This is a genomic window from Nonomuraea sp. NPDC049400 (genome assembly GCF_044466425.1).
Lineage (GTDB): Bacteria > Actinomycetota > Actinomycetes > Streptosporangiales > Streptosporangiaceae > Nonomuraea.
Window position 1 is genome coordinate 180416 of sequence record NZ_JBITMP010000014.1, and the last position, 25433, is coordinate 205848.

The window sequence follows — 25433 nt, forward strand, 5'->3', positions numbered from 1 at the left end:
GGGCCCCAGTCCATGTGCCTGGGGCCTTCTTGTTTTTCCGGCTGGCACGCCTGAATAATCGCTTGCACGCCGGGCCACTGGTCAGCATCGTGAACACGGTGAGCGAAATGCCCGAGCGCTGGAGCAAGGCCAGCATCTACCCCGACATGTGGGCCGACCCCAACGAGGATCCCCGCGACAATGACGGAGCCAGCCCGGACGGTGAGCTGGCGACGCTGCAGGACTACCTGAGGAACTATCGGCTGACCCTGCGGATGAAGTGCGAGGGCTTGGATCCGGAGCAACTGGCGCGCCGGTCGGTGCCGCCGTCGACCATGTCCCTGCTGGGTCTGGTCCGCCATCTTGCCGAGGTCGAGCGGGACTGGCGCAACTGGGTTCTGCCAGAAAACCCGGCACCGAAGCTGTACGGGGCACGTGACGCCGACTTCGATGGAGCCGTCGCGGAGCAGTCGCTGGTCGACGGCGCATTCGCCGATCTCGCTCGGGAACAGGCGGCAACCGACGCGGTGCTGGCCGAGTATCCGGATCTGGGCGTGCGGGTGGGCAAGGACGACATCGCTGTCCGCGAGCTGTGGGTTCACCGGATCGAGGAGTACGCCCGCCATTGCGGGCACGCCGATCTGCTGCGCGAACGCATCGACGGCCGGGTAGGGCAATAGCGCGCTCCGAGCGTCATTTCACGCCGCGCTTCTTTCCCTTCACCTTCTTCGCCTTGACCTTCTCCGTCTTGACCTTCTTCGCCGGCCCATGCGGGATGCCGGCCGTGCGGGTGGAGACGGGTGGTGTCGTACGGGCGGGCTCCGGCTCGCGCCTGCCGGCACGGCGCAATGCGACGACTTCGCGGGCCTGGAGCGCGGTGTCCGGCTGGAGCGTGGCCGGTGGCGGAGTGGGCTCGGCCCAGGTCGCCGAATGTGGTGTGCCCGGCTCGGCACTCCACCACGTGGTGGTCGCCGTCACGCTGACGATCAGGGCCGCGACGGCGGCCGCCTGCCGCCAGTGTTCGGCCAGCCGCTGCCGGTACGGCGTCCCCTTACTGAACGGACGATCGCCGGACGAGGCGGTGATCCGCCCGCTGTCACCGTCGATGGTAGGGGCGTCCAGAGGAGCCGAAATGACCGGTGACTCACACAGGGCGGTCAGTTGCTCGTGAGCGCGGGCCGCATCCGTACGCCGGTCCGGATCCTTCTCCAGCAGTCCGGAGATGATCGGCGCGAGCGGTCCGGCGTGCTCGAACGGCGCCGGCTCCGCGGTGAGCACCGCGGACAGGGTGGCCAGCTCGCTGCTGAGCTCGAACGGGACGCGGCCCTCGACCGCCGCGTACAAGGTGGCGCCCAGTGACCACAGATCGGCCTGCGGCGTGGCGGGGCCGCCGCGGGCGCGTTCGGGGGCGATGTAGGCCGGCGTGCCGACGACGAAGCCCTCCTGGGTACGGCGCCCCTGGTCGTCCAGGGTGCTGGCCAGCCCGAAGTCGGTCAGGATGGCGTGCCGGTCGTCGGTGATGAGGATGTTGGCCGGCTTGATGTCGCGGTGCACGATGCCGCCGGCGTGGGCGGCGCACAGGGCGTCCAGGATTTCGAGCCCGATGCGGGCGACCGCGGGCACGGGCAGCGGCCCCCGTTCGCTGATCACTTGGGCCAGGCTGGGGGCGGGGACCAACTGCAGCACGATCCACGGCCGCTCGTCGGCGACCGCCACGTCGTACACGGCGGCGATGCGCGGGTGGCTCAGCCGCGCGGTCAGGCGCGCCTCGCGCAGGGTGCGCCGGAGCAGCGCCTCCCGCTCCGGACCCGGCTGGTGCGGCAGGCGCACCTCCTTGACCGCCACCTGCCGATCCAGCAGCTCGTCATGGGCGCGCCAGACCCTGCCCATGGCGCCCCGGCCCAGCTCGGTCAGCAACCTGTACCGACCAGCTAATAACCATCCTTCGTAGCCTGTAACGGGCATGACGACAGGCGTACCCGGTGATCATCCGTTCATGCACACGCAGGCTTCCCGGAAGTGAGCCGTTCACCGTACGGGCGTCGCACGAGAGACTGGCCGGGCTGCTTCAGCAGTCATCGAGCGCTCTGGTCATCGAGCGCTCATAGCGCAACGATCAACCCCATGGACACACAGGAGATCGCCGACCGGCTGCACATCACCGACCTGCTGGCCCGCTACACCCACGCCATCGACTCCGGCCAGTGGGACCTGCTCGACGAGGTGTTCACCCCCGATGCCGTGATCGACTACCGCTCCGCGGGCGGCATCGAGGGCACGCGGGACGAGGTCAAGGTCTGGCTCGCGGAGGTGCTGCCGCACTGGCCCGGGCGCCTGCACCTCGTCGGGGCCCCGCGGATCGACTTCGAGGACGGTGAGGCACGCGTGAGCGCCCCCTTCACCGACACCCTCGCCCCCACCAGGGACATGGTCACTGCGGACACCGAGGGCTTCCTGCACGGCGGCGGCTGGTACCACCACCGCATGCGGCGCACGCCCGGCGGCTGGCGCAGCGTGGAGCTGGTCGAGGAGCAGTCCTGGCGAACCGCCCGCTAGCCGTCGCGTGGCGCAGCGACTCGCCGTACGGGAGCGTGCCGCACAATCTTCAGCAACAGTGGGCGTGCGATTTCCAGACAGCGCGCGGATGCTAGATGGATGACCGGCGAAGAACCCAGCGATCTGATCCGCAGCGTCTCCCGCGCGCTCCGCGTGCTGGAAGAGGTCTCGCGAGCCGACCGGCCGCTGTCGGTCAAGGTCATCGCCCGGCGCTGCGGGCTCAACTTGTCCACCTCGTACCACCTGGTCCGGACCCTCTGCTACGAGGGCTACCTGCACCGGCGGCCCGAGGGCGACTATCTGCCCGGCTCGCAGGTGGCCGAGCGCTTCCACGAGATGCGGGAGTCGTTCGAGCGGCCGCCGCGCGGCTCGGAGGTGCTGCGGCACCTGGCCGACTCCTCCGGCCACAGCGCCTACCTGGCCCAGCTCGCCGACGGGCGGCTCATGGTGGTCGACGTGGCGGAGGGGCCGCGTTCCCCGTGGCTGGAGGACCTTCAGGCGGGGCTGGAGACGGCGCCGCACGCCACCGCGCTCGGCAAGGCGCTGCTGCTCTCCCTCCCGTCCCGGGTCCGGCACGGCATCCTCACCGAGTACGGCCTGCGCCGCTTCACCTCCGCGACCCCGGCGAGCGTGGCGGACGTGGAGGAGGAGCTGGCGGGGCTGCGGCCCGGGCAGGTGGTGGAGGAGCACGGGCAGTTCAGGGAGGAGGTGGCGTGCGCCGCCGCGGTCGTGCCCGGCACGCAGTGGGCGATCGGCATCTCGGCCCGCGGCCTGACCATCCCCCCGGCCGCCGCCGCCCACCTGGCGCTCGCGGTCCGGGACCTGGGGCGGCCTTAATCCGTTGCCCTCGAGTACGGATCTTCGCCAGTCTGGGCGACATGAACACGCCGTACCGGGAGATCCGTGCCGCTTACACCGAGGAGTCGATCACCGTCTACCAGGCCTACGGTCCCGCCATCGCCGAGCCCGCCGTGGCGGCGCAGCGCTTCGTGGCGCCGTTCAAGCTGGAGCGGATGACCTGGATCAAGCCGTCGTTCCTGTGGATGATGTACCGCTGCGGATATGCGACCAAGCCCGGGCAGGAGCGGGTGCTGGCGATCTCGCTGTCCCGGGAGGGGTTCGCCTGGGCGCTGGCGCATTCGTGCCTCAGCCACGACGACAGGCGCCCGGGGTATGCCGAACGGCTGCGCCGCAGCCCGGTGCGGATCCAGTGGGACCCTGAGCGCGGGGTGCGGCACGAGGCGCTGCCGTACCGGTCGATCCAGATCGGGCTGTCCGGGGAGGCGGTGCGGCGCTATGTCGAGGAGTGGACGCTCGGGATCACCGACATCACGGACCAGGCGCGCGAGGTGCGCGCGGCGGTCTCGGGCGGCGCGGACGTGTCCGCCCTGCTGCCGGTGGAGCGGCCCTATCCCCTGCCTGATGACATCATCCAGACGATCGGGGCGGATTCCGGTCAGCGTGAGTAGCGGAAGCGGTCGGTGGCCTCGATGAGCAGGCGGCGGGTGCCGGGCTCGGAGCCGCCGTGGCCGGCGTCCTCCACGATGTGGAGCTCCGCCTCGGGCCAGGCCTGGTGCAGGTCCCACGCCTGGCTCGGCGGCGTCTTGACGTCGTAGCGGCCGTTCACGATGACCGCCGGGATGTGGCGTATGCGGTCGATGCCGGCGAGGAGTCCATGATCGGGGAGGAAGCCGCCGTTGCCGATGTAGTGGTGGGTGATGCGGGCGAACGCCACCAGCATGGCGTCGTCGAGGTCGGGCGGCGGCACCGGCAGCAGGGTGTTGGCGGAGAGCTCCCAGCCCATCCAGGCGCGGGCCGCGGGGACGTGCACCGCGGGGTCGGGATCGGTGATGCGGCGGCCGTAGGCGGCGACGAGGTCGTCCTGCTCGCCGGCGGGGATCGGGGCGAGGAACGCCGCCCACTCGGCGGGGAACAGGTGGGCCGCGCCCGCCGGGGTGAAGGCCCAGGCCTCATCTGACGGGCGGACGAGCCACACGCCGCGCAGCACGAGCTCGGTGACCCGGTCGGGGTGTGCCTGTGCGTAGGCCAGGCCGAGTGTGGTGCCCCAGCTGCCGCCGAAGACGAGCCAGCGCTCGATCCCCAGATGCTCGCGCAGCCGCTCGATGTCGGCCACCAGATGCGGGGTCGTGTTGTGCTCCAGCGACACCTCCGGGTCGCCGGCGAAGGGCCGGCTGCGGCCGCAGTTGCGCTGGTCGAACAGCACGATCCGGTAGGCGGACGGGTCGAAGAACCGCCGGCTGTCCGGGACCAGCCCGCCGCCGGGACCGCCGTGCAGGAACAGGGCGGGCTTGCCCGCGGGGTTGCCCGCGGGGTTGCCGCAGGTCTCCCAGTAGATCTCGTTGCCGTCGCCGACACCGAGCATCCCGGATTCGTACGGCTCGATCGGCGGATACCAGTCCGTCACCTTCATGGGACCGTAGTATGGAACGCCGGCGATCAACGGGTGGCATGCGGTGAGAGTGATCCTCTTCGGGGCGACCGGGATGATCGGGCGCGGAGTGCTCAGGGAGTGCCTGCTCGACGACCGGGTGACCGCCGTGCTCACGGTCGGGCGGGCCCCGACGGGGCTCGGGCACGGCAAGCTGCGCGAGATCCGGCACGACGACCTGCTGGATCTCGGCCCGATCGAGGGCGAGCTGGGCGGCTATGACGCCTGCTTCTTCTGCCTCGGGGTCTCGTCGGCGGGCATGAGCGAGCGGGACTACCGGCGGATCACGTACGACTTCGCGCTGTCCGCGGGGCGCACGCTGGCGCGGCTCAGCCCGGGCTCGACGTTCGTGTACGTGTCCGGCGCGGGGACCGACGCCGAGGGGCGGTCCATGTGGGCGAGGGTGAAGGGCGAGACCGAGAACGCCCTGCTCGCGCTGCCGCTGGAGGCGTACATGTTCCGCCCCGGCTACATCCAGCCGATGCACGGCGTCACCTCGCGCACCCGGCTCTACCGGGTGGCGTACGTGGTGACCAGGCACCTCTATCCGATTCTGCGCCGGATGTTCCCGTCCGCGGTCACCACGACGGAGAAGATCGGGCGCGCCATGATCGCGGTCGCCGAGCGCGGCGCCCCCAAGCGGATCCTGGAGCCGTCCGACATCAACGCGCTCGCCCCCTGAGCACCCATGGTGGAATATCTCGGGAGCGGTGAGCGCTACCGTAGCCGTCAAAGATTCAACAGTCATGGATGGTGACTAAAGTGCAGTTCGGAATCTTCAGCGTGGGCGACGTCACCACGGACCCCACCACGGGCAGGACGCCGACCGAGCACGAGCGGGTCAAGGCGATGGTGGCGATCGCGCTCAAGGCCGAGGAGGTCGGGCTCGACGTGTTCGCGACGGGCGAGCACCACAACCCGCCCTTCGTGCCGTCCTCGCCGACCACCATGCTCGGCTACATCGCGGCCAAGACGGAGCGCCTGGTCCTGTCCACCGCCACCACGTTGATCACGACCAACGACCCGGTCAAGATCGCCGAGGACTTCGCCATGCTGCAGCACCTGGCGGACGGGCGGGTGGACCTCATGCTGGGCCGGGGCAACACCGGGCCCGTCTATCCCTGGTTCGGGCAGGACATCAGGAACGGCATCCCGCTCGCCGTCGAGAACTACGCGCTGCTGCACAGGCTCTGGCGCGAGGACGTCGTCGACTGGGAGGGGCGTTTCCGCACGCCGCTGCAGGGCTTCACCTCGACGCCGCGCCCGCTGGACGGAGTGCCGCCGTTCGTGTGGCACGGCTCGATCCGCAGCCCCGAGATCGCCGAGCAGGCCGCCTACTACGGCGACGGCTTCTTCGCCAACAACATCTTCTGGCCGAAGGAGCACTTCATGCGCCTGATCAGCCTCTACCGGCAGCGCTACGCCCACTACGGCCACGGCACGCCGGAGCAGGCCATCGTGGGCCTGGGCGGCCAGGTGTTCATGCGCAAGAACTCGCAGGACGCGGTGCGCGAGTTCCGCCCGTACTTCAACGAGGCCCCCGTGTACGGGCACGGGCCGTCGCTGGAGGAGTTCATGGCGCAGACCCCGCTCACCGTGGGCAGCCCGCAGCAGGTCATCGACAGGACCCTCGAGTTCAGGGAGTACTTCGGCGACTACCAGCGCCAGCTGTTCCTGATGGACCACGCGGGGCTGCCGCTGAAGACCGTGCTGGAGCAGCTCGACCTCCTCGGCGAGGAGGTCGTGCCGGTGCTGCGCAAGGAGTTCGCCAAGGACCGTCCCGCCGACGTGCCCGACGCGCCCACCCATGCCTCCCGCGTCCCCGCCGTCACCGCCTGACCACCGGAAAGGAGATCGACCAGATGAAGCTCGTCGTCGTCACGGCGGGTCTGACCCAGCCCTCCGCCACCCGCCTGCTCGCCGACCGCCTGGCGGAGGCCGTCACGCGGCAGGTGGAGGCGGAGGTACGCGTGATCGAGCTGCGCGAGCTCGCCGTGGACATCGCGAACAACTTCGTGACCGGCTTCCCGAACGGCAGGCTGCGCGAGGCGATCGAGGCGGTGACGGAGGCCGACGGGCTCATCGCGGTCACGCCGATCTTCAGCGGCTCGTACAGCGGCCTGTTCAAGTCGTTCTTCGATGTGATCGACAACGCCGCGCTGGCGGGCAAGCCCGTGCTCATCGCCGCCACCGGCGGCACCGCCCGCCACTCGCTGGCGCTGGAGCACGCGCTGCGCCCGCTCTTCGCCTACCTGCGCGCCGTCGTCGTCCCCACCGCTGTCTACGCGGCCGCGGAGGACTGGGGCGGTGCGAGCGACGCCTTCACCGACGGCCTCGGCCCGCGCATCGCCCGTGCCGCGGACGAGCTGGCCGACCTGCTGCGGCACCGCACGCCCAAGGCCGAGACCGAGGAGATCGTCCCGTTCGAGGAGCAACTGGCGGCTCTGCGTCCCTTGAGTTAGTTTTCGCCACATAGGCCACGCCTGCGGAGTAGGGTTCGTTAGGAAGCTTTCCTAACAAACCCTCTCCGACAGGAGCGCATGTGCTGACCGCCACACTCCTGGCCTTATCCCTCACCGTCACCGGCACGGGCCCGGTCGATCTCACCGATCCGCACAAGAAGGACATCGCCATGCGGCTGGTGTCCAGCGCGGAGAACTCCTCGCTGGACTGGAAGGCCCAGTACGGCTACATCGAGGACATCAAGGACGAGCGCGGCTACACCGCCGGGATCATCGGCTTCTGCTCCGGCACGGGCGACATGCTGGAGCTGGTCGAGCTCTACACCAAGCGCAAGCCCGGCAACGTCCTGGCCAAGTACCTCCCGGCGCTGCGCAAGGTGAACGGCACCGACTCCCACAAGGGCCTCGACCCGAACTTCACCAAGGACTGGAAGACGGCCGCCAAGGACACCGTCTTCCAGCAGGCCCAGAACGACGAGCGCGACCGCGTCTACTTCAACCCGGCCGTGCAGCAGGCCAAACAGGACGGGCTGCGGGCGCTCGGCCAGTTCGTCTACTACGACGCCATGGTCATGCACGGGCCCGGGAGCGACAAGCTGAGCTTCGGCGGCATCAGGAAGTCCGCCCTGGCCAAGGCCAAGCCGCCCGCGCAGGGCGGGAACGAGGTGACGTACCTGAACGCGTTCCTCGACGCGCGCAAGGCGGCGATGAAGGCGGAGGAGGCGCACGAGGACACGACGCGGGTGGACACGATGCAGCGCGTGTTCCTCAAGAACGGCAACCTCGACCTGAACCCGCCGCTGACCTGGAAGGTCTACGGGGACAGCTACACGATCAAGAAATGACACACGCCCCGGCCGGGCGAACCCGGCCGGGGCGTCCCGCCTGCCGCAGCGGCGCGGCCCGCACGCCGTCCGCATCGAGAACGGCGCGCGAGGCGCGACCCAGGGGGTCAGGGCTTGACGGCGACCACCGTGTACGGCGTGTCAGGGGCCGGGGTCGTCGTGAAGCGGGCGTTGGGCAGGTAGAGGCGGTCCCCATAGGGGGCCACCGTCGTGGGGACGTCGAAGCGGGGATCGGTCAGCCGCTTGACGACCTTCCCTGACGAGCCGTCGCCCGCCAGGCCGACGACGGCCACCCTGTTCAGGCGGTTCTGCACGGCGTACAGCGTGCGGCCGGCCAGCAGCAGGCCGTCGCCGTTGACCAGGGACTCGCCGCCCAGGTCCACCTCGGTGGTGGCCCCGGAGGACGGGTCGGCCTCGAACAGCTTGCCGGTGTTCGACTGGACGATCAGCAGCGACTTCCGGTCCGGGCTGGGAGCGATGCCGTTGGCGTTGATGCCGGTCGTGTACTGGATGGCGCCCGAGAGCGGGATCTTGACGGCCTCGCCGGGCAGCGACCCGCCGCGCCCGAGCTCGAGCTTGTAGAGCACCGGGTTGGTGGAGTCGGTGAAGTACGCGGCGTGCCCCATGAGGATGACGTCGTTGACGAACGACGGCCCGGTGGCCAGCGTGTACGACTTGAGCACCGCCCCGGTACGCAGGTCGATCACCCGGGCGTCGCCCCCGCTGCCCCCGGCCACGAACAGCCGCCCGCGCCCGTCGGTCTTCAGCCCGAGCGAAGGCGTGCCAGGGCCCTTGCTGATGACGGACCCCTTGCCGGTGCGCAGGTCGGCCCGGTAGATGTCACCGGTCGCGCGGGAGCCGAAATAGGCGTACGGCCCCGGTCCCGTCGCGATGCCCTCCGGCTGGAACCCGTTCGGCAGGGCGAACGTGTCGGGTTTCCCTCCGGCCTGCGCGGGCGCGCTGACGAGCAGGACCGCGACTACGGCGCCGAGTGCGGTCTTCAGGATCGCGGATCTCATGCGCCCCACGATGCCCGGGGCCGCGGCCCCGGCAAAAGGCCTATAGGCGGGCTTCACAGGGAGTTTTCAGCAACCCGCGACGCCAGGGCGGTCGCGCGGTACGTTTGGACAAAGCGAACAAACGGGGTTGAGTCATGTCAAACGGTGCCCGTCACGCTCTGGGAGTGCTCGCAGGGCTGCTCCTTCCTCCGCTGGTCGCCGCCGGGCTGTGGTTCGGCGTCGGCGAGATCCTGGTCAGGACCAGGGAGACGTTCCAGATCTCCTGGCTCGGGCTGGCCGTGGTCGTCGCGTCGGCGATCGTGCTGGCGTTCCTGGCCGGGTCGCGGCTGTCGCCCGTCGCCTCCCTGCTGGGCGGCCTGTCGTTCACCGCCCTGGGCATCCTGCCCACGGTCGAGATGCAGGGCCTGCGGGTGCTGCCCGACCGGTGGCTGCCGGCCATCATGGAGGCGGGCTTCCAGACCGTGGCGTTCTCGGGGGTGCTGCTGTTCCTCGGGGTGGCGCTGCTGGTCGTCTCGTTGTTCCCGTCGCGGTGGCGGTCCTCGGCGACGCCTGCCGACTACTCGGTCCCGTACGCCTCGACGGCCTCGCCGTACCTGCCGCAGAGCGGGCCGGAGGACGCCACGCGGCCGATGTTCCGCGAATGAGGAGCGCGCGGCCTGACAGAATGCCGCCATGCGCGACACAAAGATCGTCGACTTCCTGGCCGAGCTGGCCGCCCGCGTGCCCGCGCCGGGCGGCGGCGCGACAGCGGCCCTGCACGCGGCGCAGGCCGCCGCGCTGCTCGGCATGGTCGCCCGCTACACGACCGGGGAGCGGTACGCCGACCACGCCGAGACCGTCGTCGCCGTGATCGCCGAGACCGACACGCTCCGGGCCAGGGCGTTGCGGCTGGCCGAGGAGGACGCCGCGGCCTTCACCGCGGTCACCGACGCCTACCGGCTGCCCAAGGGCGAGGAGCGCAGCACCGCCATCGCCAGAGCGCTGGCCGGCGCCGCCGAGCCGCCCGCCAGGGTGGTCGAGGCCGCCACACGGGTGATCGAGCTGTGCGAGGAGCTGCTGCCGATCTGCAACCGCAACGTCGTCACCGACGTGGCCGCAGCCGCGGAGGCCGCGCGCGCCGCGCTCACCACGGCCAGGGTGAATGTCGAGGTCAACCTGGCCGGTCTCAAGGACCAGCCGCTACGCGAGAAGCTGAACCACCGTGTCTCCGGCGTTGACGCGGCCGTCGCCAAGGCAGACTGGGTGACCGCCGAGGTACGCGAGGAGATCAAGCCGTGAAGACGCTGACCGGGAAAGAGCTGGCCGCCGCCATCAGGGCCCAGACGGAGACCGAGGCGGCGGCGGGTCCGCAGCCGCGGCTCGCCGTGGTGGTGGCGACGGACGACGAGGCCAGCCTGTGGTATGTCCGGTCGATCGCCAAGGCCGCGGCCGGTGTGGGCATCGCCTGCGACGTGGTCGACCTCGGCCCCGAGGCCGCGCCGGAGCGGATCGGCGAGACGCTGGCCAAGCTCAGCGCCGACGCCAACGTCCACGGCGTCATGCTGCAGACCCCGCTGCCCGCCGGCGCCTCCGCACAGGAACTGGCCGCGGCCATCGATCCGCGCAAAGACGTCGACGGCGCCAACCCGCTCTCGCTCGGCCGGCTCGCCGCCGGGCTGCCCGCGTTCGCGCCCGCCACGGCGGCGGCCGTGATGGCGCTGCTCGACCACTACGAGGTGGAGCTGGAGGGCCGCCGGGCGGTGGTGGTCGGGCGCTCGACCGTGGTGGGCAAGCCGCTGGCGCACCTGCTGCTCGACCGGCACGCCACCGTCACCGTCTGCCACTCCCGCACCCGCGACCTGGCCTCCGTCACCTCCACCGCCGAGGTGCTGGTCGCGGCGGCGGGCCGGCCCGCGCTGATCGGCGCCGGGCACGTCGCGCCGGGCACGGTGGTGATCGACGTCGGCACCAACCCCACGGACGACGGCGGGCTGATCGGCGACGTCGACTTCGACGCGGTGGCGGAGGTGGCGGGCGCGCTCACGCCGGTGCCCGGCGGCGTCGGCCCGGTGACGACCGCGCTGCTGCTCCGCCACACGGCCCGCGCGGCCAACCTCCCGTGACCGGCGCCACGTCAGGGCTGTCGTGACCCGGTGGACGTGCCCCGGTTGCGATCGGGGGTTCGCTCGCGCGCGGCAGTCGCACGGGTGCACGGTGACGAGACGTTCGGCGGCGGGCGGACGGCTCATCTCTGCAAGCTCACCCGCGTGAAGGACGGGGACGAGCAGATCTCGGACTGGACGACGGAGGGCTTTGATGGGGGACGTGCTGATCGTCCAGAACAGCAGGAGCGGCGGCCCCGGCCGGCTGGGCGGCTGGCTGGAGGAGGCCGGGCTGGAGCTGGACGTCGTGCTCGCCCACGAGGGCGCTCCCCTGCCCGCCCACCTCGACCACGCCGCCATGATCATGCTCGGTGGCGGCTACCTGCCCAGCGACGACGACAAGGCGCCGTGGCTGGCCGACGCCAGGCGGCTCGTCGGCCAGGCGCTCGAGGACGGCGTGCCGGTGTTCGGCATCTGCCTGGGCGGCCAGCTGCTCGCGGAGGTCGCGGGCGGCGAGGTGACCGCCGACACAGGCACGCCGGAGAACGGCAGCCTGCCGCTCACGATCCGGCCGGAGGCCGCCGGCGACCCGCTGTTCCACGGGTTGCCCGGGGTGGTGCCCGCGATCGAGCACCACAAGGACGCGATCACCCGGCTGCCCGGCGGGGCCGTCTGGCTGGCGGAGACGGGCGCGTGCCCGTACCAGGCGTTCCGGGTGGGTGAGCGGGCCTGGGGCGTGCAGTTCCACCCCGAGGTGCTGCCCGCGCGCATCCGGGAGTGGCGGGTGGACGGTTTCGACCCCGGCGAGGTCTACGCCAGGGCGGTGGCGGACGAGCCGGTGTCCACGCCGATCTGGCACCGGGTGACCGCCCGCTTCGCCGCGCTCGCCGCCGGGGCGCACGACGTACGTGACGAGGTCAGCGCGAGTACGAGTCCCAGCCCAGCTTGATCGCCACCGCGAGCCCGCAGGCCGCCGCCAGGTAGCGCAGGCTGCTGCCCGGCAGCCTGCGGGCGATCGTCGGCCCGACCCACCCACCGACCAGGAACCCGGCCGCCAGCGGCGCCGCCGCGCCCCAGTCCACCGGCCCGAACAGCGCGAACCCGAGCGCCGCCACCGCGTTCGCCAGCCCGGACATCACGTTCTTCATCGCGTTCAGCTTGGCCGCCGAGTGGTCGAGCATGAAGGCCAGCACGGCGAAGACCATCAGCCCTCCGGCGGCGCCGAAATAGCCGGTGTAGATCGTCACGGCGAACAGCGCCACCCGCCCCAGCACTCCGTGCTCGCCGTGCGCCCGCACCGACGGCGGCCTGACCAGCAGCAGCGAGGCCATCGCGATCAGCCACGGCGCGATCAGCTCGAACGTCCTGGACGGGGTCACCAGCAGCAGCAACGCGCCCGTCGCGCCGCCGATCGCGGCCACGGGACCGAGTTTGAGCACCCGGCTGCCCTCACCGGCCAGCTCGGGCCGCGAGCCGGCGGCGGCGCCGATGCCGGTGAAGACGAGGGCGACGGTGTTGGTGACGTTCGCGGTCAGCGGGGGCAGGCCGAAGGCCAGGAGCGCCGGATAGGAGACGATCGAGGCGAGGCTGACGACCGTGCTCACCACCCCGGCCGCGACACCGACTCCGAGCAGGCCGAGCAGTTGTCCGACGATCACCCGGATATGCTACGGCTTGTCCGTTTTGTCCTTCTGGCCAGGGTTCTTCTCGCCAGGACGAGGGCCAGGACCGCGGCGCCCGTCCCGGCCGCGACCCAGCGGCGCTGGCGGGCCACGCGCCGCTCCACCTGGGCGTACGGGGTGGTCGAGAACGAGACGAGCTCGTAGCGGGAGACGTAGCCGGGCACCACGCGCTCGAGCGCGTGCTCGACCCGCTTGCCCGCCAGGAACATCCGCGAGCCGACCTTGTCGCGCATCTCCACGAAGTTGTCCAGTGCCAGCCGGGCGATGACGTCCGTGTCCGCCTTGCGCCGCTCGAACAGCTCCAGCGCCCTGGCGAAGTCGTCCCCCGCCTCGTCCAGGCACCGGTCCAGCTCGACGCAGTCCTCGAAGCCGCAGTTGGCGCCCTGACCGTAGAAGGGGACGATGGCGTGCGCGGCGTCGCCGACGAGCCCGATCGTGACGCCCTCGGTGGTGACGTGCCAGGGGGAGCAGCGCATGGTGACCAGGTGTCCGACCGGGTTGTCCAGGTATGCAGGGATCAGGTCGGGCATCAGGTCGAACGCGTCCGGATAGTGCTCGGCGAAGTACGCCCCGATCTTCCGCGGGCTGTCCAGCGCGGCCAGGCTCTTGTGCGGCCAGAACAGGGTGCAGGTGAAGGACCGGTCGGGGTTCGGCAGGGCGATCATCATGGAGCGGCCGCGCGGCCAGATGTGCAGCGCGCCCGGCTCCATGGCGAACCGGCCCTCGCGCGGCGGGATCGACAGCTCCTTGTAGCCGTAGTCCAGGTAGTCCTGGCTGAAGCTGACGCCGGGCAGCTGCTGCAGCCTGGCCCGCACCGCGCTGTACGCGCCGTCCGCGCCGATCACCACCCGCGCCCTCCTTCCCGGCCCAGGCTCGAACTCCAGCTCGCCGGTCCGCTCGTCGAGCCCGGCGAGCCGCTGGCCGAAGCGGACCTCCACCCCGGGATGCGCGGTGGCCGCGTCCAGGAGCTTCCTGTTGAGCTCGGCGCGGCCGATCGAGTTGATGGCGTGCCTGCGGTCGGCGCTGTAGGGCTGGAAGGTGAGGGCGCCGTCGGGGGCGTGCATCATCCGGCCCGCCATGGGCAGCGCCGCGTCCAGGACCTTCCCGTCGAGGCCGAGGCGGCGCAGGGCGTCGATGCCTCGCTCGGAGATGGCCAGGTTGATCGACCTGCCGCGGTCGGGGCCGTGCTCCCGGGGGTCGTCACGGCGCTCGTACAGGACGACCTGGTGGCCGCGGCGGGCCAGGAAACAGGCGAGCAGGCAGCCGACCAGCCCGGCGCCGACGATCGTGACCTCCATCCTTCCTTCGTACGGCGGGGCCCGGCCGATGTCCAGGAGCCCCTCCTATCTCAGCGCGCTCACGATGGCCCGGGCCGCGGCCTGCCAGATCGGGGTGGCGGGGTTGATGACGTCGAAGTGGCCGGCCGGCATCTCGATGTAGGTCACGTCGTCCCCGGACTTCTCGGCGGCCCGCGCGTAGCGGCGGCTGAAGTCGACCAGGTCCAGGTCGTCGGCGGTGCCTTGGACGATGAGCTGGCGTACGTGGAGGGGGAGGCGGAGGAGCGGTGACGCCTCCGCGTACAGACGCACGGCCTCGCCGCCCGGCCCCTTCCCGTCGTCGTCGGCGGCGGGCGCGGGCTCGCCGAGTGCGGCGGCGACGGCGCCGGAGCTGAGCCAGCGCCTGTCACCCTGGACGAGGTCGAGCACGCCTGCCAGCGAGACCGCCAGCACGATCCGCGCTCCCTCACCCGCGGCACCTGACGGCGCAGCGCCCTGCCCCGCCGCCCGCGCACGGTCCGCCTGGGCACGGTCCGCCGCGGCGCGCAGGGCGAGCTGGGCACCCGCCGAGTGCCCGGCGACGGCGACCCTGCCGAGGTTCAGGGAGGCCGCGACCTCGGCGAGACCTGGCGCGGCATCACGGCCGACCGGCCCGGATCCCGGCAGGGCGTCATCGACGGGCGCCGTCGTGAGAGCGGCCAGCCCCGCCGCCACGTCCGCCGTGGTCGCGTGCCAGCCATGCAGGTCGGGGCGCCGGTATTCGAGGTTCCACACCGCGAACCCGCGCCCGGCCAGGTCGACGCAGAGCGGCTCCATGAGGTCGGCCGCCCAGATCGACCGCCAGTAGCCGCCGTGGATGAGCACCACGACCGGCGCCCGCCCGCCCTCCGATCCGCCGCCCGGCAGGTACAGGTCGCCCCATTGATCCGGCAGCGCCCCGTACGCGATCCGCCGGGACGGGTGCCGTACCCGGTGCACGGCGTGCCGGATCCCCCAGGTCAGCCCGCCGACGCCGCGCCCGTGGAGGTGCGTGGCCCCGGCACCCGCCACCACCCCGTCGGCGCGCTCGACGTCCACCCAGACCACCGCCCCGAGCGGCCGCCCGATCAGCGCGCGCACCTCGTCCGAAGGCCCGGGCAGCACGACCGCGGAGGCAGCGCCGCTCACCAGGGACAGGACGTGGGCGGCGTCGCGGGCATGGACGAACGTGCCGGAGACGCCCAGGGCGGTGAACTCGCGCGTGGCGATCTCCGCGAGCAGCTCGTCGTCGGCCACCACGCCGGGACCGACCGCCACTAGCACTTCGCTCATAGTTCCGAGCCTATAGATGTGACGTCCCGGAGCCGGCCGGCGCCGCGAACTCTCGCGATCTCTGTTGCGCTTCGATCAACGCTTGTTAAAACTTTGTATGACTCTCACACATGACGCGAGTCAAGCCCAGAAGAGAGGACACCTCATGCACTTAGCCGCGGCCCGGGCCGCCCTGAGCGGGGCCACTGTCGTCAGCGCGATGCTTCTCACCGCCCTCCCCGCGACCGCCTCGGTCGCTCCGGCCTCGACCGCCCAGGTCGCCGGTGCGGCCCAGGCCGGAGTCGACCGCGGAGTGCTGCTGACCAAGGCGGATCAGCCCCCGGTCGGGGAGCCGTACGGGGATCCATGGGTCAGCCCGTACTTCGAGCCCGACGTCACCGGCCCGACCTGCTGGCAGTACGGGCGCGGCACCGGCGCGATCGCGGGCGTCAGCGCCAGGTTCTCCACGCCGACGTGGTTCCACTCCTACAACGACGTCTGGGTCTTCTCCAGCGCGGACGACGCGGCGGCCTTCGAGCGGCAATGGCGGGCCGACCTGACCACCTGCGTCGACCGTAACCCGCCGGCCGAGACCGGCACGGCGGTCTTCGACATCACCAAGGCCGGTGAGGCGGACGGCATGGAGGTCCTGCGCGTCACCGCCGCCGTCAACCCGTACTCGACCATCACGCACCACTTCTGGGTCGCCGTGGTCCGCCAGGGCCGCGCCGTGTACGCCGTCCACCTCCTCGACTACCGGCACGGCGACCCGCAGCTCATGCCCTTTGACGGCACGGTCGCCAAGATCAAGGCCAAGCTGGCCGCGTACTACCCCTGATGCCACTCAGGCGACCGCCTCCGCGAGCAGGGCGGCGGCGGTCGCTGATCCACTACGCTCAGGCCGGGTGCAGGTAAAGCAGCTTCACCCATGGCCCACCACCGTCGCCGAGGCGGAGTCCATCCAGGACCGGCTCCGCGGGCACGTCGAGCTCACAGGACCCACCGCCTTCTCGCTGGTGGCGGGCCTGGACGTGCACTACCTGGGCGACTCCCTGACGGCCGCCGTCGTCGTGCTCGACGCCGGCACGCTGGCGACGGTGGAGGAGGTGGTGGTCGAGGGCGAGGTGGCGTTCCCGTACGTGCCCGGCCTGTTCGCCTTCCGCGAGTTGCCCACACTGGTGGAGGCGCTCGAACGGCTCACCGCCACGCCTGACCTGCTGGTCTGCGACGGGTACGGACTGGCGCATCCGCGCGGCTTCGGCCTGGCCTGCCACCTGGGCGTGCTGACCGGCCTGCCCGCGCTCGGCGTGGGCAAGACGCCCTTCGTCGGCACGCATGACATGCCCGGGCCGGAGCGGGGCGAGTGGTCGCCGATCGTCCACGAGGGCTCCGTCGTGGGCCGGGCGCTGCGCACGCAGCGGGGCGTCAAGCCGGTGTACGTCTCCCAGGGCCACCGCATCTCCCTGGACACGGCCACGGACCAGACGCTCCGCCTCGCCCCCCGCTACCGCCTCCCGGAGGCGATCCGCCGCGCCGACCATCTGGCCCGTCACCCCGCCTGACTCCCCTTACCTGGCCGAACGGAGATCAGCGGCGCCAGGCCCACACGAGGAGCCAGACGCTGAGGCCGAAGAGGGCCATGGCGAGCGGCACGTGCACCGCCAGCACGCCCGAGCCGCCCATGGCGGACTGGACGAAGCCGAGCAGCAGCACCGCCAGGCTGACCAGCGCAGGCCAGCCCGCGCCGCGGCCCGGGCGCCACAGCAGGACGGCCGAGACGAGCTGCGCCAGCCCCAGCACGTGCACGGCGAGCGCACCTGTGCCGTGCCCGCCCGCCCCTCCCCCGCTCATCAGCTGCCCGGCCGTCACTGCCTGGGCCAGCACGGACAGCGTGTTGAGCACCACGACGGCCTTGAACGCGGTCACATACCCGCTCCCCTTGGCGACCTGGGTTACCACTGGACTTCTCCTTTGACCTGGTGTGCAGGCCTCCAGGATCTTGCCGGTACGGCCGCCGGCGCATCCGCCGGTCGTCGTCATCCCCGATACGACGCCCGTCGTACGCCCTGCTATGAAACGCCCGAGTGGGACTTCGGCGGGAGGACGGCCTGGGCGTCGGCGCCGCCGAACCAGAGCCCGATCATGAACGTGGCCGTCGCCTCCAGGAGGGTCGCCCGCTCGAGCCCGCCGCCGTCCACGGGCGTGCAGCCGAGGTCGGCGACCAGGGTGCGTACGGCCGCCAGCGCCGCCGGGTCGTCACCGCACAGCGGCACGGCCAGCGGCCTGCCGTCGAACACCGGGGGCGTCATCCGCCAGACGTCCACGTGGCACAGGTTGAACGCTTTCACCACGTGGCCCCCCGTGAGTTCGCGGATCATCGGGGCGATCGGGCGCGTGGGGTCGTACCCGCCGGGGCCCTCGGCGTTGGCGACGTCGATGACGGGCTTGCCACGCAGCGCCGTACCGGCGCTCTGGAGCACGCCGGCCAGCCCCGCCTGCCTGACGGCCACCATCACGACCTCCCCGAACTCCGCCGCCTCCGCCCAGCTTCCCGCGCGCACGACCGTGCCCTGCGCCTGTGCGGTCATGTTCTCCGCCCGGGCCCCGCTCACCGGCACGTCCCGCCCGCTGATCATCACCTCATGGCCCGCCCTGGCCCACTGCGTGCCCAGGGCGTCCGCCATTCCGCCCGCTCCCAGAATCCCGATACGCATGTCCGTCCTCCTTGTTGAACTGGTAAAAGGACTGTAGAGAGGACGTCGCTCACCATTCGGTGCCTAATGGAGGCTCCTTTGTTCATCGCCGACTGCCAGGCAAGGCTGGCCTTCGACCTGCTGGCCAACACCTGGAACGCGGTCGTCCTCTGGGCGCTGCGCCACGGCCCGCGCCGTCCGGGACGGCTGCGCGAGGAGATCGGCGGCATCAGCACGAAGGTCCTCACCGAGACGCTCCGCCGGCTGGAGTTCAACGGACTGGTCGTGCGCCGCGCCTACGCGGAGACCCCGCCCCGCGTCGAGTACGAGCTGACCGATCTCGGCCGCACCCTGCTCGGCCCGATCGAGGCGTTCGGAGTCTGGGCGCACGACCACGCCGACGAGGTCATGGCGGCTCAGGACCGCTGGGAAGTCTGAAAAACTTCTAATAATACAGAGCGTTACCGAGCCAATACTCTGGGTAGCTAGATGATGGTCATCCTTTACCTACACCCAGGAGGCTCCATGCGCTTCACCCCACGCCGGATCATCGCCGCCGCGGTCGTCGCCGGCGGGCTGACCCTGCTCACCGCCCCGGCATCCTACGCCGTAGTGGATCCCCTCCACGTGATCCCCTGCCTGGTCGAGTCCGGCGCCGACGTCACGACGCTGATCGACCCGACCGCCCCCGGCGTGCCGGCCGAGGTGCCGGCCGTGCACTGCTTGCAGCCCTGACCGGCCCGGCACGGGCACGCCCCCTTCCCACCCGGTTATCCAGCGAAGGCGGCGCGGCGCGGCCCGCCGCGCCGCCGGATCCCCGACAGCGCACGCCCAGTTCATCCGATAGCGCCAGAGCAGCAAGGAGAACCTTTTGAAGGCCCGAGTCCTGACCGCCGTCGCCGCACTCGCGCTGGCAGGCGCCGTGCCCCTCGTCACCCTCGACCACCACGCCGGCGGCCCGCCCATTGTCGAGGTGGTGACCTGGATCCAGCACATCAACGTCCTGACGTCCTAGTGCGACTCGTGCAGGTGCCCCGGGCCGACAACCCGGCCGAGTCCCGCACCGTGCTCGGGCATGTCGGCTACTTCATGTTCCTCAGCCGATGGATACAGGCGCCGCTCTACCTGGGGCTGATCATCGCCCAGGTCGTCTACGTGTGGCGGTTCATGATGGAGCTGCTCCATCTGGTCGAACTCGGGTTCGGCGGCTCGCCTGCGGAAACCACCGTCATGCTGATCGTCCTCGGCCTCGTGGACGTCGTGATGATCTCCAACCTGCTCATCATGGTCATCATCGGCGGCTACGAGACGTTCGTCTCGCGGCTGCGCATCGAGGGCCACCCCGACCAGCCCCAATGGCTTTCCCACGTCAACGCCAACGTGCTCAAGGTCAAGCTGGCCATGGCGATCATCGGCATCTCGTCCGTCCACCTTCTCCAGATCTTCATCAACGCGTCCAGACCGACCATCACCGAGAGGGAACTGCTATGGAAAACGCTGATCCACCTGACCTTCGTGGTCTCGGCGCTGACGCTGGCGCTGATCGACCGGATCATGGCCGGTGCGCGGCGCGACCAGGACTCCAACGGAGGCGCGCGGCAGTCGCCCTTGCAGCAGGAGAGGGTCGCGGCCTAGCCGGGGCGCTCCTGTGATGCGGCCGGCGGGCGCGGCGGTGGCCGCCGTAATGGCGGGCGCGCTGTTCCCCCACGCCGCGTACGCCGACGACGCGGCCGCGCAGGGCGGCGGCCCGTCCCTCATCGGCGACGTGATCATCTTCAACGACGAGATCGTCGAGCCCGTGTCGCTCCCGGTGAGCACCTGCGGCGCGCTGCTTCCGGTGCTCAGCAAGTCGCCCGGCACGTGCGAGGGCGCCTCGCGGGTGTCGGACGACGACGCCTGAACACCTTGGTGCCCGCGGGGGCGGGCACCAAGGCAGGCGAGGTTCGCGTGCCGCGGGTCAGCCGTAGAGGTCCTCCAGTACGGCGGCCACCCCGTCCTCGTCGTTGGACAGTGTCCGGCGCTCGGTCGCCGCCAGCACCAGGTGGTGGGCGTTGGCCATGGCGTACCCGGCGCCCGCGTACGTGAGCACGGCCAGGTCGTTCGGCATGTCACCGAACGCCACCACCTCGCCGGACTCCACCCCGCGCTCCCGGCAGAGCGCGTCGAGCGTGCCCGCCTTCGTCACCCCGGGAGCGCTGATCTCGAGGAGCCCGTTCACGCCGGAGTGCGTGACCTCGGCCTGGCCCTCGATCGCCGCGATCACGGCCGTGAACATCTCGTCCGCCGTGTGGCCGGGCGACAGGGCGAGCAGCTTGACGATCGGGTCATCGCCGTCGAACACGGAGCTCACCTCGCGGTGGTACGCCAGGTCGTCCTCGATGCGCCGGGTGTACGCGGCCTCGGTGAGCAGGTTTCTGCCGGTCTCGACGGCCAGGCCGACGCCGGGCAGGGCCTCGGACAGGGCCTGCCCGATGCTCCTGGCCGCCGCCCGGTCCAGGAGGTGGCTGGCGGTGATCTCGTCGGTGGCCAGGTCGTACACGATCGCGCCGTTGCTGCAGATCGCGGTGCCCGAGACGCCGGCCTGGCGGGCGATCGCGCGGATGCCGCGCGGCGCTCTGGCGGTGACGAAGACGATCTCGGCTCCGGCCGCGCGGGCGCGCTGGAGAGCCTTCCTGGTGCGGGGTGTGATGACGCCGGAGGAGTTGAGGAGGGTGCCGTCGAGGTCGGTGGCCACGATACGCGGGAGAGTGGTGTTGCACACGGTGCCGATTATCCCGGGCAGGAGCGGGCGTCCTCAGATCCGCATCTCGGGCGGGAGCCGCGTCGCCGCGTTCGTCAGCTCCAGGCCCAGGAGCTGCCCGGAGTCGCCGAAGTCGAGCACGACGCCTTCCGCCGCGACCTGATTTGCCACCTCATCTGGCGCTACTTCATGCTTTATCGCGATATAGGCGGCATCGCGGATCTTGTCCAAGCTCACGTACACCGTTCGCGGGCGCTGCTCCGACGGCGCCTCATCCCAGTGGAGCAGCCCCTCCCTCGCCTCGTGGGAGCCGGCCAGCGCGGCCCGCACCATGGCCAGGGCCAGCTCGATCGCCTCCAGCGAGTCGAGCCCGGTGACCTTCCGCTCGTGCTCCCACCCGTCAAGCCCGTCGATCCGGTACGGACACGACCAATCTCCCGTCGGCTCCTCATAAGGCACGCCGACCGTGACGGTGACATCGCGCGGCGGATCGGTACGCAGCACCAGCACCCGTTGGGCGATCTCGTACATGTAGGCTGATCTACCCCCAAGGCCACTCCTGGAAGACACCTGTTCATATCGGCGCGGCAGTAAACATTCCTGGCCGTGGCCACGGGAGCTAGGCTGCGGAGGTCGTTAGGGGGCCCTTGAGATGAACGATTCGTTCGGCACACGCCTGCGAGCCAGGCTCGACGAGTGCGGACCGCTCTGTGTGGGCATAGACCCGAGCCCGGCGCTGCTCCACGCCTGGGGGCTCGACGACTCGCCCGCCGGTCTCGAGCGCTTCAGCCGCACGGTGGTCGACACGGTGAGCGACGTGGCGGCCGTGGTCAAGCCGCAGTCGGCCTTCTTCGAGCGCTGGGGCAGCCGCGGCATCGCCGTGCTGGAGCGCACCATCGCCGACCTGCGCGAGGCCGGCACGCTGGTGCTGCTCGACGCCAAGCGGGGCGACATCGACAGCACGATGGCCGCCTACGCCGAGGCCTACCTCGACCGGGGCAGCCCGCTGGCCGTCGACGCCGTGACGCTGAGCCCGTACCTCGGGTTCGGCTCGCTGGAGGGGGCGATCACCTCGGCCTTGGCCAACGACGCGGGCGTGTTCGTGCTGGCCCGCACCTCCAACCCGGAGGCGGCCCCGCTGCAGCGGCTCGTGGCCGACCAGGTGCTCACCGGCGCGGCCGCGGCGAACGCCGGGCACACGCCGTTCGGGCCTGTGGGGGTCGTCATGGGGGCCACGCTGCCCGAGCTGGAGCACTCGCTGCTCGACCTCAACGGGCCCATCCTCGCGCCGGGGCTGGGCGCCCAGGGGGCCTCCCCCGCCGACGTGGCGCGGCTGTTCGGGCCGGTGCGGCACGCCGTGGTGCCCTCGGTCTCCCGCGCCGTGCTGGCCGACCCCAAGCGGCTGCGCTCACGCGTCCTCCATTTCCGGGACGAGTGCGCGGCCCACCTGGACGCGAGGATCGCGACTCAGAAGTGAGTCGCGATCCCGAACGCCTCCCGTAGCCGGAGTATCCGGCCTCCTCAGATCCGCTGATCAGCCTGGCACATCCGCCAGGACGCGGTTGACGGCGGCGAGCACCGCGTGGACCGAGGCGGTCAGGACCGAGGTGTCCTGGGCCGCGCCCCAGCGGGTGGCGCCGTCCACCCGGGCCTCCACGTAGGCGATGGCGCGGCTGCCCCGGCCGGGGTCCAGGGCGTGCTCGGCGTAGTTGAGGATGTCGACGTCGATCCCGTCGGCGGCGAGCGCGGCGGTCAGCGCGGACAGCGGGCCGTTGCCGGTGCCGTGCAGCGTGCGCCCCGACCGCAGCGTGCCGGAGAACTCGTGCGAGCCCGGCCCCGTCTCCCTCGTGCTCCATGCGGCCAGCGCTCCGGTCTCGCCCGGGGCCAGGTAGGTGGCGTGGAAGAGCTCCCACAGCTGCTCGGCCGTGATCTCCTCGCCGCTGCCGTCGGTGGCCCGCTGGACGACCGACGAGAAGTCGATCTGCATCCGGCGCGGCAGCTCCACGCCGTAGCGGGTGCGCAGGAGGTACGCGATGCCGCCCTTGCCCGACTGGCTGTTGACGCGGATGACCGCCTGGTAGCCGCGGCCCACGTCGGCGGGGTCGATGGGCAGGTACGGCACGTCCCACGGCGCCTGCTCCGGCGGCACGCCCAGTTCGGCGGCCCGCTTGGCGTGGTGGGCCAGGCCCTTGCCGATGGCGTCCTGGTGGGTGCCGGAGAAGGCGGTGTAGACGAGGTCGCCCGCGTACGGGTGGCGGTCGGGCACCGGCAGGCGGTTGCAGTGCTCGACGACCCGGCGCACCTCATCGATGTCGGAGAGGTCCACCATGGGGTCGACGCCCTGGGAGTGCAGGTTGAGCGCGAGGGTCACCAGGTCCACGTTGCCGGTGCGCTCGCCGTTGCCGAACAGGCAGCCCTCCACCCGCTGCGCGCCCGCAAGCAGGGCCAGCTCCGCGCAGGCCACGCCGGTGCCGCGGTCGTTGTGCGGGTGCACGGAGAGGATCACCGCGTCCCTGCGGTCCAGGTGGCGGTGCATGTACTCGATCTGGTCGGCGTACACGTTGGGGGTGGCCACCTCGACGGTCGCGGGCAGGTTGTGGATCACCGGGCGGTCCGGGGAGGCGTCCCACAGGGCGGTCAGCTCGTTGCAGACCTCCAGCACATAGTCGGGCTCGGTGAGGTTGAACACCTCCGGCGAGAACTGGAAGCGCACGTCGCGGCCCTCCGCGAGCCTGGCGACGTGCCCGGCGGCGTCCATGATCAGGGCGCGCAGCTCGCGCCTGTCGTGGCCGAGCACCACGTCGCGCCAGGTGGGGGCGGTGGCGGTGTAGAGGTGCACGACCGCGCGGGGCAGGCCCTCGATCGAGGCGAATGTGCGCTCGATCAGGTCCCGCCTGGCCGGCGTGAACACGACCACGGTCACGTCCTCCGGCACCGCCCCGGGCGCGGCCAGCTCGCGGACGAAGTCGAAGTCCAGCCGGCTGGATGACGGGTAGCCGACCTCGATCTCCTTGAATCCCATGCCGGTGAGCAGGCCGAACATCCGGCGCTTGCGTGCCGGGTCCATCGGCTCGGCCAGCGCCTGGTTGCCGTCGCGCAGGTCCACGGGCACCCACAGCGGGGCTCGCGTGATGCGCGCGGACGGCCAGGCGCGGTCGGTGTGCGGCACTTCGACGCGCTCGTGGGCGGGCTTGTAGCGGTGGTACGGCATGGCGCTGGGGCGCTGCCGGTTCCAGTCGTACACGGTTGATCTTCCTTCTCCGTCGTCGGTGGGAAGGACCGGCGGGCACCCCGACCACCGCGACGGGGTGCCGGTCCGGTCAGGCCCCGTCGCGGCGGCCGAGAAGGAGCCCGAAACGGACACCGTGCGACGTCATGGCGGCTACACTAACCACAACACAGGTCCTCAGACAACCTGAGAGGTGCTTGACGATGCCGCTCGGCTCCCTCCGCCCCAGCCCGCTCGTCGAGCAGGCCACCGAGCACCTGCGCGAGCAGATCACGCAGGGCGAGTGGCCGGTGGGGACGCGCCTGCCCGGGGAGAACGCCCTGGCCAAGGCGCTCGGGGTGGGCCGCTCGACCGTCCGCGAGGCGCTGCGTGCCCTCGCGGGGGCAGGGCTGGTGCAGGCCCGCCAGGGGGCGGGGGTATTCGTGATCGCCACGGAACTTGCCGAGGACTGGCCGGCCAGGCTGCGGCGGGCCGCCATCTCGGACGTCTACGAGGTGCGCATGATGGTCGAGACGCAGGCCGCCCAGCTGGCCGCGCGGCGGCGTACGGACGAGGACCTCGCGGCGCTGGAGTCGGCGCTGGAGGCGCGGGCGCGGGCGGCGTCAGAGGACGACGCCGCGTTCGTGGACGCGGACATCGCCCTGCACATGGCGGTCGTGGCGGCGGCCGGCAATCCGGTGCTGACCGATCTGTTCGCGGAGTTCGCGCCCGCGTTGCGCGGAGGGCTGATCGATCTGGTGGAGGTGCTCGGGCTGCGCGCGCACGACCGTAATCCCGGGCACGACACGCACGCGGCGCTGGTGGCGGCCATCCGGCGGGGAGACGGGGACGCGGCCGGCGGCATCCTGCAGGCGGAGCTGGAGCAGACGCTCGCCCTCCTGCACGGCGAGCGCCACTGACAGCGTTCCCGTCTCGATACGGCTAGCCCGTGGGGCCCGCGTCCGGGCGGATGACGTCCTCGTCCTCGTCCAGCTCTTCCTCCGGCTCGGGCTCCTCCCACTCCTCGGGTGGATTGGCGGGAACCGGACGACGGTACTTCGGAGTGGTGGCAAAGGACCGTTCCGCGACGAGGTCGCTCTCCCCGTCGATCCCCCGCACCGCCTCGGGCAGCTCGTCGGAATTCTCGGTCAT

General features: G+C 71.4%; 32 protein-coding genes and 1 pseudogene. 21 read left to right on the forward strand and 12 right to left on the reverse strand.

Going from position 1 to position 25433, the window contains the following annotated elements:
- Positions 1 to 107: 107 nt before the first annotated feature.
- Positions 108 to 659, forward strand: coding sequence for a DinB family protein (locus ACIBVN_RS23765; protein WP_397139845.1), 552 nt, complete (start codon positions 108 to 110; stop codon positions 657 to 659).
- 13 nt (positions 660 to 672) lie between these two features.
- Here the strand turns inward: ACIBVN_RS23765 and ACIBVN_RS23770 are convergent, their stop codons facing one another.
- Positions 673 to 1896, reverse strand: a complete 1224-nt coding sequence (locus ACIBVN_RS23770; RefSeq protein WP_397139694.1) for a protein kinase — start codon at positions 1894 to 1896, stop codon at positions 673 to 675.
- Between the two features lie 207 nt (positions 1897 to 2103).
- Between ACIBVN_RS23770 and ACIBVN_RS23775 the strand changes: the two genes are divergently transcribed.
- From ACIBVN_RS23775 to ACIBVN_RS23785, 3 genes are all read left to right on the forward strand, one after another.
- Positions 2104 to 2535, forward strand: coding sequence for a nuclear transport factor 2 family protein (locus ACIBVN_RS23775; protein WP_397139696.1), 432 nt, complete (start codon positions 2104 to 2106; stop codon positions 2533 to 2535).
- A 99-nt stretch (positions 2536 to 2634) separates the two neighbouring features.
- Entirely contained in the window at positions 2635 to 3372 is a 738-nt protein-coding gene (locus ACIBVN_RS23780; RefSeq protein ID WP_397139698.1) for an IclR family transcriptional regulator, read from the forward strand.
- Positions 3373 to 3413: 41 nt separating this feature from the next.
- Positions 3414 to 4004 (forward strand): DUF4291 domain-containing protein, encoded by a 591-nt coding sequence (locus ACIBVN_RS23785; protein WP_397139700.1) that lies wholly within the window; start codon positions 3414 to 3416, stop codon positions 4002 to 4004.
- Here the strand turns inward: ACIBVN_RS23785 and pip are convergent.
- A complete protein-coding gene (gene pip / locus ACIBVN_RS23790; RefSeq protein ID WP_397139702.1) occupies positions 3992 to 4966 on the reverse strand; it encodes a prolyl aminopeptidase in 975 nt (324 codons plus the stop codon). The two genes, ACIBVN_RS23785 and pip, sit on opposite strands and share 13 nt — an antisense overlap.
- 43 nt (positions 4967 to 5009) lie before the next feature.
- Between pip and ACIBVN_RS23795 the strand changes: the two genes are divergently transcribed.
- From ACIBVN_RS23795 to ACIBVN_RS23810, 4 genes are all read left to right on the forward strand, one after another.
- On the forward strand, positions 5010 to 5666 hold the full coding sequence (locus tag ACIBVN_RS23795) for an epimerase (RefSeq protein WP_397139704.1): 657 nt from the start codon (positions 5010 to 5012) through the stop codon (positions 5664 to 5666).
- 80 nt (positions 5667 to 5746) lie between these two features.
- Positions 5747 to 6823, forward strand: a complete 1077-nt coding sequence (locus tag ACIBVN_RS23800) for an LLM class flavin-dependent oxidoreductase (RefSeq protein WP_397139706.1) — start codon at positions 5747 to 5749, stop codon at positions 6821 to 6823.
- A 23-nt stretch (positions 6824 to 6846) separates the two neighbouring features.
- Entirely contained in the window at positions 6847 to 7446 is a 600-nt protein-coding gene (locus tag ACIBVN_RS23805; protein WP_397139708.1) for an FMN reductase, read from the forward strand.
- 80 nt (positions 7447 to 7526) lie between these two features.
- Entirely contained in the window at positions 7527 to 8291 is a 765-nt protein-coding gene (locus ACIBVN_RS23810; RefSeq protein WP_397139710.1) for a chitosanase, read from the forward strand.
- 107 nt (positions 8292 to 8398) lie between these two features.
- Here the strand turns inward: ACIBVN_RS23810 and ACIBVN_RS23815 are convergent, their stop codons facing one another.
- The gene (locus tag ACIBVN_RS23815; protein ID WP_397139712.1) at positions 8399 to 9310 is read right to left on the reverse strand and encodes an SMP-30/gluconolactonase/LRE family protein; all 912 of its coding nucleotides are present in this window, start codon (positions 9308 to 9310) and stop codon (positions 8399 to 8401) included.
- A 134-nt stretch (positions 9311 to 9444) separates the two neighbouring features.
- On the opposite strand from ACIBVN_RS23815, the gene ACIBVN_RS23820 reads away from it, so the two are divergent.
- From ACIBVN_RS23820 to ACIBVN_RS23835, 4 genes are all read left to right on the forward strand, one after another.
- Positions 9445 to 9954 carry a hypothetical protein gene (locus ACIBVN_RS23820; protein WP_397139714.1) on the forward strand — a complete coding sequence of 170 codons (510 nt, stop codon included), beginning with the start codon at positions 9445 to 9447 and terminating at the stop codon, positions 9952 to 9954.
- Positions 9955 to 9982: 28 nt separating this feature from the next.
- Entirely contained in the window at positions 9983 to 10588 is a 606-nt protein-coding gene (locus ACIBVN_RS23825) for a cyclodeaminase/cyclohydrolase family protein (protein WP_397139716.1), read from the forward strand.
- Positions 10585 to 11412, forward strand: coding sequence for a bifunctional 5,10-methylenetetrahydrofolate dehydrogenase/5,10-methenyltetrahydrofolate cyclohydrolase (locus tag ACIBVN_RS23830; protein WP_397139718.1), 828 nt, complete (start codon positions 10585 to 10587; stop codon positions 11410 to 11412). Before ACIBVN_RS23825 ends, ACIBVN_RS23830 begins: the two co-directional genes overlap by 4 nt.
- A 193-nt stretch (positions 11413 to 11605) precedes the next feature.
- On the forward strand, positions 11606 to 12340 hold the full coding sequence (locus ACIBVN_RS23835) for a type 1 glutamine amidotransferase (protein ID WP_397139720.1): 735 nt from the start codon (positions 11606 to 11608) through the stop codon (positions 12338 to 12340).
- On the opposite strand, the gene ACIBVN_RS23840 is transcribed toward ACIBVN_RS23835, so the two are convergent.
- From ACIBVN_RS23840 to ACIBVN_RS23850, 3 genes are read right to left on the reverse strand one after another with little or no spacing between them, the layout of a single operon-like run.
- Complete coding sequence (locus tag ACIBVN_RS23840; protein ID WP_397139722.1) at positions 12309 to 13049, reverse strand: sulfite exporter TauE/SafE family protein; 741 nt, start codon at positions 13047 to 13049, stop codon at positions 12309 to 12311. The genes ACIBVN_RS23835 and ACIBVN_RS23840 overlap by 32 nt on opposite strands.
- A complete protein-coding gene (locus ACIBVN_RS23845) occupies positions 13046 to 14371 on the reverse strand; it encodes an FAD-dependent oxidoreductase (RefSeq protein WP_397139724.1) in 1326 nt (441 codons plus the stop codon). The genes ACIBVN_RS23840 and ACIBVN_RS23845 overlap by 4 nt, the downstream gene beginning before the upstream one ends.
- Before the next feature lie 45 nt (positions 14372 to 14416).
- Entirely contained in the window at positions 14417 to 15661 is a 1245-nt protein-coding gene (locus ACIBVN_RS23850) for an alpha/beta hydrolase (RefSeq protein ID WP_397139726.1), read from the reverse strand.
- Between the two features lie 145 nt (positions 15662 to 15806).
- On the opposite strand from ACIBVN_RS23850, the gene ACIBVN_RS23855 reads away from it, so the two are divergent.
- Positions 15807 to 16478 carry a hypothetical protein gene (locus tag ACIBVN_RS23855; protein ID WP_397139728.1) on the forward strand — a complete coding sequence of 224 codons (672 nt, stop codon included), beginning with the start codon at positions 15807 to 15809 and terminating at the stop codon, positions 16476 to 16478.
- A gap of 67 nt (positions 16479 to 16545) precedes the next feature.
- On the forward strand, positions 16546 to 17202 hold the full coding sequence (locus tag ACIBVN_RS23860; RefSeq protein ID WP_397139730.1) for an endonuclease V: 657 nt from the start codon (positions 16546 to 16548) through the stop codon (positions 17200 to 17202).
- A gap of 25 nt (positions 17203 to 17227) precedes the next feature.
- Here ACIBVN_RS23860 and ACIBVN_RS23865 read toward each other — a convergent pair whose 3' ends face one another.
- Both ACIBVN_RS23865 and ACIBVN_RS23870 read right to left on the reverse strand, forming a co-directional pair.
- Positions 17228 to 17599, reverse strand: coding sequence for a hypothetical protein (locus tag ACIBVN_RS23865; RefSeq protein WP_397139732.1), 372 nt, complete (start codon positions 17597 to 17599; stop codon positions 17228 to 17230).
- Positions 17600 to 17709: 110 nt separating this feature from the next.
- Positions 17710 to 18363: pseudogene (locus tag ACIBVN_RS23870) on the reverse strand (NADPH-dependent F420 reductase); the annotation flags it as partial.
- Between the two features lie 69 nt (positions 18364 to 18432).
- Here ACIBVN_RS23870 and ACIBVN_RS23875 point away from each other — a divergent pair.
- The 5 genes from ACIBVN_RS23875 (at position 18433) to ACIBVN_RS23895 (ending at position 20233) form a co-directional block, all read left to right on the forward strand.
- The gene (locus ACIBVN_RS23875; protein ID WP_397139734.1) at positions 18433 to 18771 is read left to right on the forward strand and encodes a winged helix-turn-helix transcriptional regulator; all 339 of its coding nucleotides are present in this window, start codon (positions 18433 to 18435) and stop codon (positions 18769 to 18771) included.
- Between the two features lie 87 nt (positions 18772 to 18858).
- The gene (locus ACIBVN_RS23880) at positions 18859 to 19068 is read left to right on the forward strand and encodes a hypothetical protein (protein WP_397139736.1); all 210 of its coding nucleotides are present in this window, start codon (positions 18859 to 18861) and stop codon (positions 19066 to 19068) included.
- 136 nt (positions 19069 to 19204) lie between these two features.
- Positions 19205 to 19348, forward strand: coding sequence for a hypothetical protein (locus tag ACIBVN_RS23885; protein ID WP_397139738.1), 144 nt, complete (start codon positions 19205 to 19207; stop codon positions 19346 to 19348).
- 8 nt (positions 19349 to 19356) lie between these two features.
- Complete coding sequence (locus tag ACIBVN_RS23890; protein WP_397139740.1) at positions 19357 to 19968, forward strand: TIGR00645 family protein; 612 nt, start codon at positions 19357 to 19359, stop codon at positions 19966 to 19968.
- A 13-nt stretch (positions 19969 to 19981) separates the two neighbouring features.
- Positions 19982 to 20233, forward strand: coding sequence for a hypothetical protein (locus tag ACIBVN_RS23895; protein WP_397139742.1), 252 nt, complete (start codon positions 19982 to 19984; stop codon positions 20231 to 20233).
- Between the two features lie 57 nt (positions 20234 to 20290).
- Here the strand turns inward: ACIBVN_RS23895 and ACIBVN_RS23900 are convergent, their stop codons facing one another.
- Both ACIBVN_RS23900 and ACIBVN_RS23905 read right to left on the reverse strand, forming a co-directional pair.
- Entirely contained in the window at positions 20291 to 21094 is an 804-nt protein-coding gene (locus ACIBVN_RS23900) for a Cof-type HAD-IIB family hydrolase (RefSeq protein WP_397139744.1), read from the reverse strand.
- A gap of 33 nt (positions 21095 to 21127) precedes the next feature.
- On the reverse strand, positions 21128 to 21604 hold the full coding sequence (locus ACIBVN_RS23905) for a DUF2283 domain-containing protein (RefSeq protein ID WP_397139746.1): 477 nt from the start codon (positions 21602 to 21604) through the stop codon (positions 21128 to 21130).
- A gap of 121 nt (positions 21605 to 21725) precedes the next feature.
- On the opposite strand from ACIBVN_RS23905, the gene pyrF reads away from it, so the two are divergent.
- A complete protein-coding gene (pyrF, locus tag ACIBVN_RS23910) occupies positions 21726 to 22550 on the forward strand; it encodes an orotidine-5'-phosphate decarboxylase (protein WP_397139748.1) in 825 nt (274 codons plus the stop codon).
- A gap of 57 nt (positions 22551 to 22607) precedes the next feature.
- Here the strand turns inward: pyrF and leuA are convergent, their stop codons facing one another.
- Positions 22608 to 24284: a 2-isopropylmalate synthase gene (gene leuA / locus ACIBVN_RS23915; protein WP_397139847.1), complete on the reverse strand. Its 1677-nt coding sequence runs from the start codon at positions 24282 to 24284 to the stop codon at positions 22608 to 22610.
- 221 nt (positions 24285 to 24505) lie between these two features.
- Between leuA and ACIBVN_RS23920 the strand changes: the two genes are divergently transcribed.
- The gene (locus ACIBVN_RS23920; protein ID WP_397139750.1) at positions 24506 to 25201 is read left to right on the forward strand and encodes a FadR/GntR family transcriptional regulator; all 696 of its coding nucleotides are present in this window, start codon (positions 24506 to 24508) and stop codon (positions 25199 to 25201) included.
- 22 nt (positions 25202 to 25223) lie between these two features.
- Here ACIBVN_RS23920 and ACIBVN_RS23925 read toward each other — a convergent pair whose 3' ends face one another.
- The gene (locus ACIBVN_RS23925) at positions 25224 to 25433 is read right to left on the reverse strand and encodes a hypothetical protein (RefSeq protein ID WP_397139752.1); all 210 of its coding nucleotides are present in this window, start codon (positions 25431 to 25433) and stop codon (positions 25224 to 25226) included.

Coding starts and splice junctions, on each gene's coding strand:
- ACIBVN_RS23785 (WP_397139700.1), top strand. CDS start 3,414: ATGAACACGCCGTACCGGGAGATCCGTGCCGCTTACACCGAGGAGTCG.
- pyrF (WP_397139748.1), top strand. CDS start 21,726: ATGAACGATTCGTTCGGCACACGCCTGCGAGCCAGGCTCGACGAGTGC.
- pip (WP_397139702.1), bottom strand. CDS start 4,966: ATGAAGGTGACGGACTGGTATCCGCCGATCGAGCCGTACGAATCCGGG.
- ACIBVN_RS23765 (WP_397139845.1), top strand. CDS start 108: ATGCCCGAGCGCTGGAGCAAGGCCAGCATCTACCCCGACATGTGGGCC.
- ACIBVN_RS23905 (WP_397139746.1), bottom strand. CDS start 21,604: ATGTACGAGATCGCCCAACGGGTGCTGGTGCTGCGTACCGATCCGCCG.
- ACIBVN_RS23855 (WP_397139728.1), top strand. CDS start 15,807: ATGCACTTAGCCGCGGCCCGGGCCGCCCTGAGCGGGGCCACTGTCGTC.
- ACIBVN_RS23825 (WP_397139716.1), top strand. CDS start 9,983: ATGCGCGACACAAAGATCGTCGACTTCCTGGCCGAGCTGGCCGCCCGC.
- ACIBVN_RS23805 (WP_397139708.1), top strand. CDS start 6,847: ATGAAGCTCGTCGTCGTCACGGCGGGTCTGACCCAGCCCTCCGCCACC.
- ACIBVN_RS23925 (WP_397139752.1), bottom strand. CDS start 25,433: ATGACCGAGAATTCCGACGAGCTGCCCGAGGCGGTGCGGGGGATCGAC.
- leuA (WP_397139847.1), bottom strand. CDS start 24,284: ATGCCGTACCACCGCTACAAGCCCGCCCACGAGCGCGTCGAAGTGCCG.
- ACIBVN_RS23835 (WP_397139720.1), top strand. CDS start 11,606: ATGGGGGACGTGCTGATCGTCCAGAACAGCAGGAGCGGCGGCCCCGGC.
- ACIBVN_RS23880 (WP_397139736.1), top strand. CDS start 18,859: ATGCGCTTCACCCCACGCCGGATCATCGCCGCCGCGGTCGTCGCCGGC.
- ACIBVN_RS23780 (WP_397139698.1), top strand. CDS start 2,635: ATGACCGGCGAAGAACCCAGCGATCTGATCCGCAGCGTCTCCCGCGCG.
- ACIBVN_RS23845 (WP_397139724.1), bottom strand. CDS start 14,371: ATGGAGGTCACGATCGTCGGCGCCGGGCTGGTCGGCTGCCTGCTCGCC.
- ACIBVN_RS23815 (WP_397139712.1), bottom strand. CDS start 9,310: ATGAGATCCGCGATCCTGAAGACCGCACTCGGCGCCGTAGTCGCGGTC.
- ACIBVN_RS23850 (WP_397139726.1), bottom strand. CDS start 15,661: ATGAGCGAAGTGCTAGTGGCGGTCGGTCCCGGCGTGGTGGCCGACGAC.
- ACIBVN_RS23820 (WP_397139714.1), top strand. CDS start 9,445: ATGTCAAACGGTGCCCGTCACGCTCTGGGAGTGCTCGCAGGGCTGCTC.
- ACIBVN_RS23920 (WP_397139750.1), top strand. CDS start 24,506: ATGCCGCTCGGCTCCCTCCGCCCCAGCCCGCTCGTCGAGCAGGCCACC.
- ACIBVN_RS23775 (WP_397139696.1), top strand. CDS start 2,104: ATGGACACACAGGAGATCGCCGACCGGCTGCACATCACCGACCTGCTG.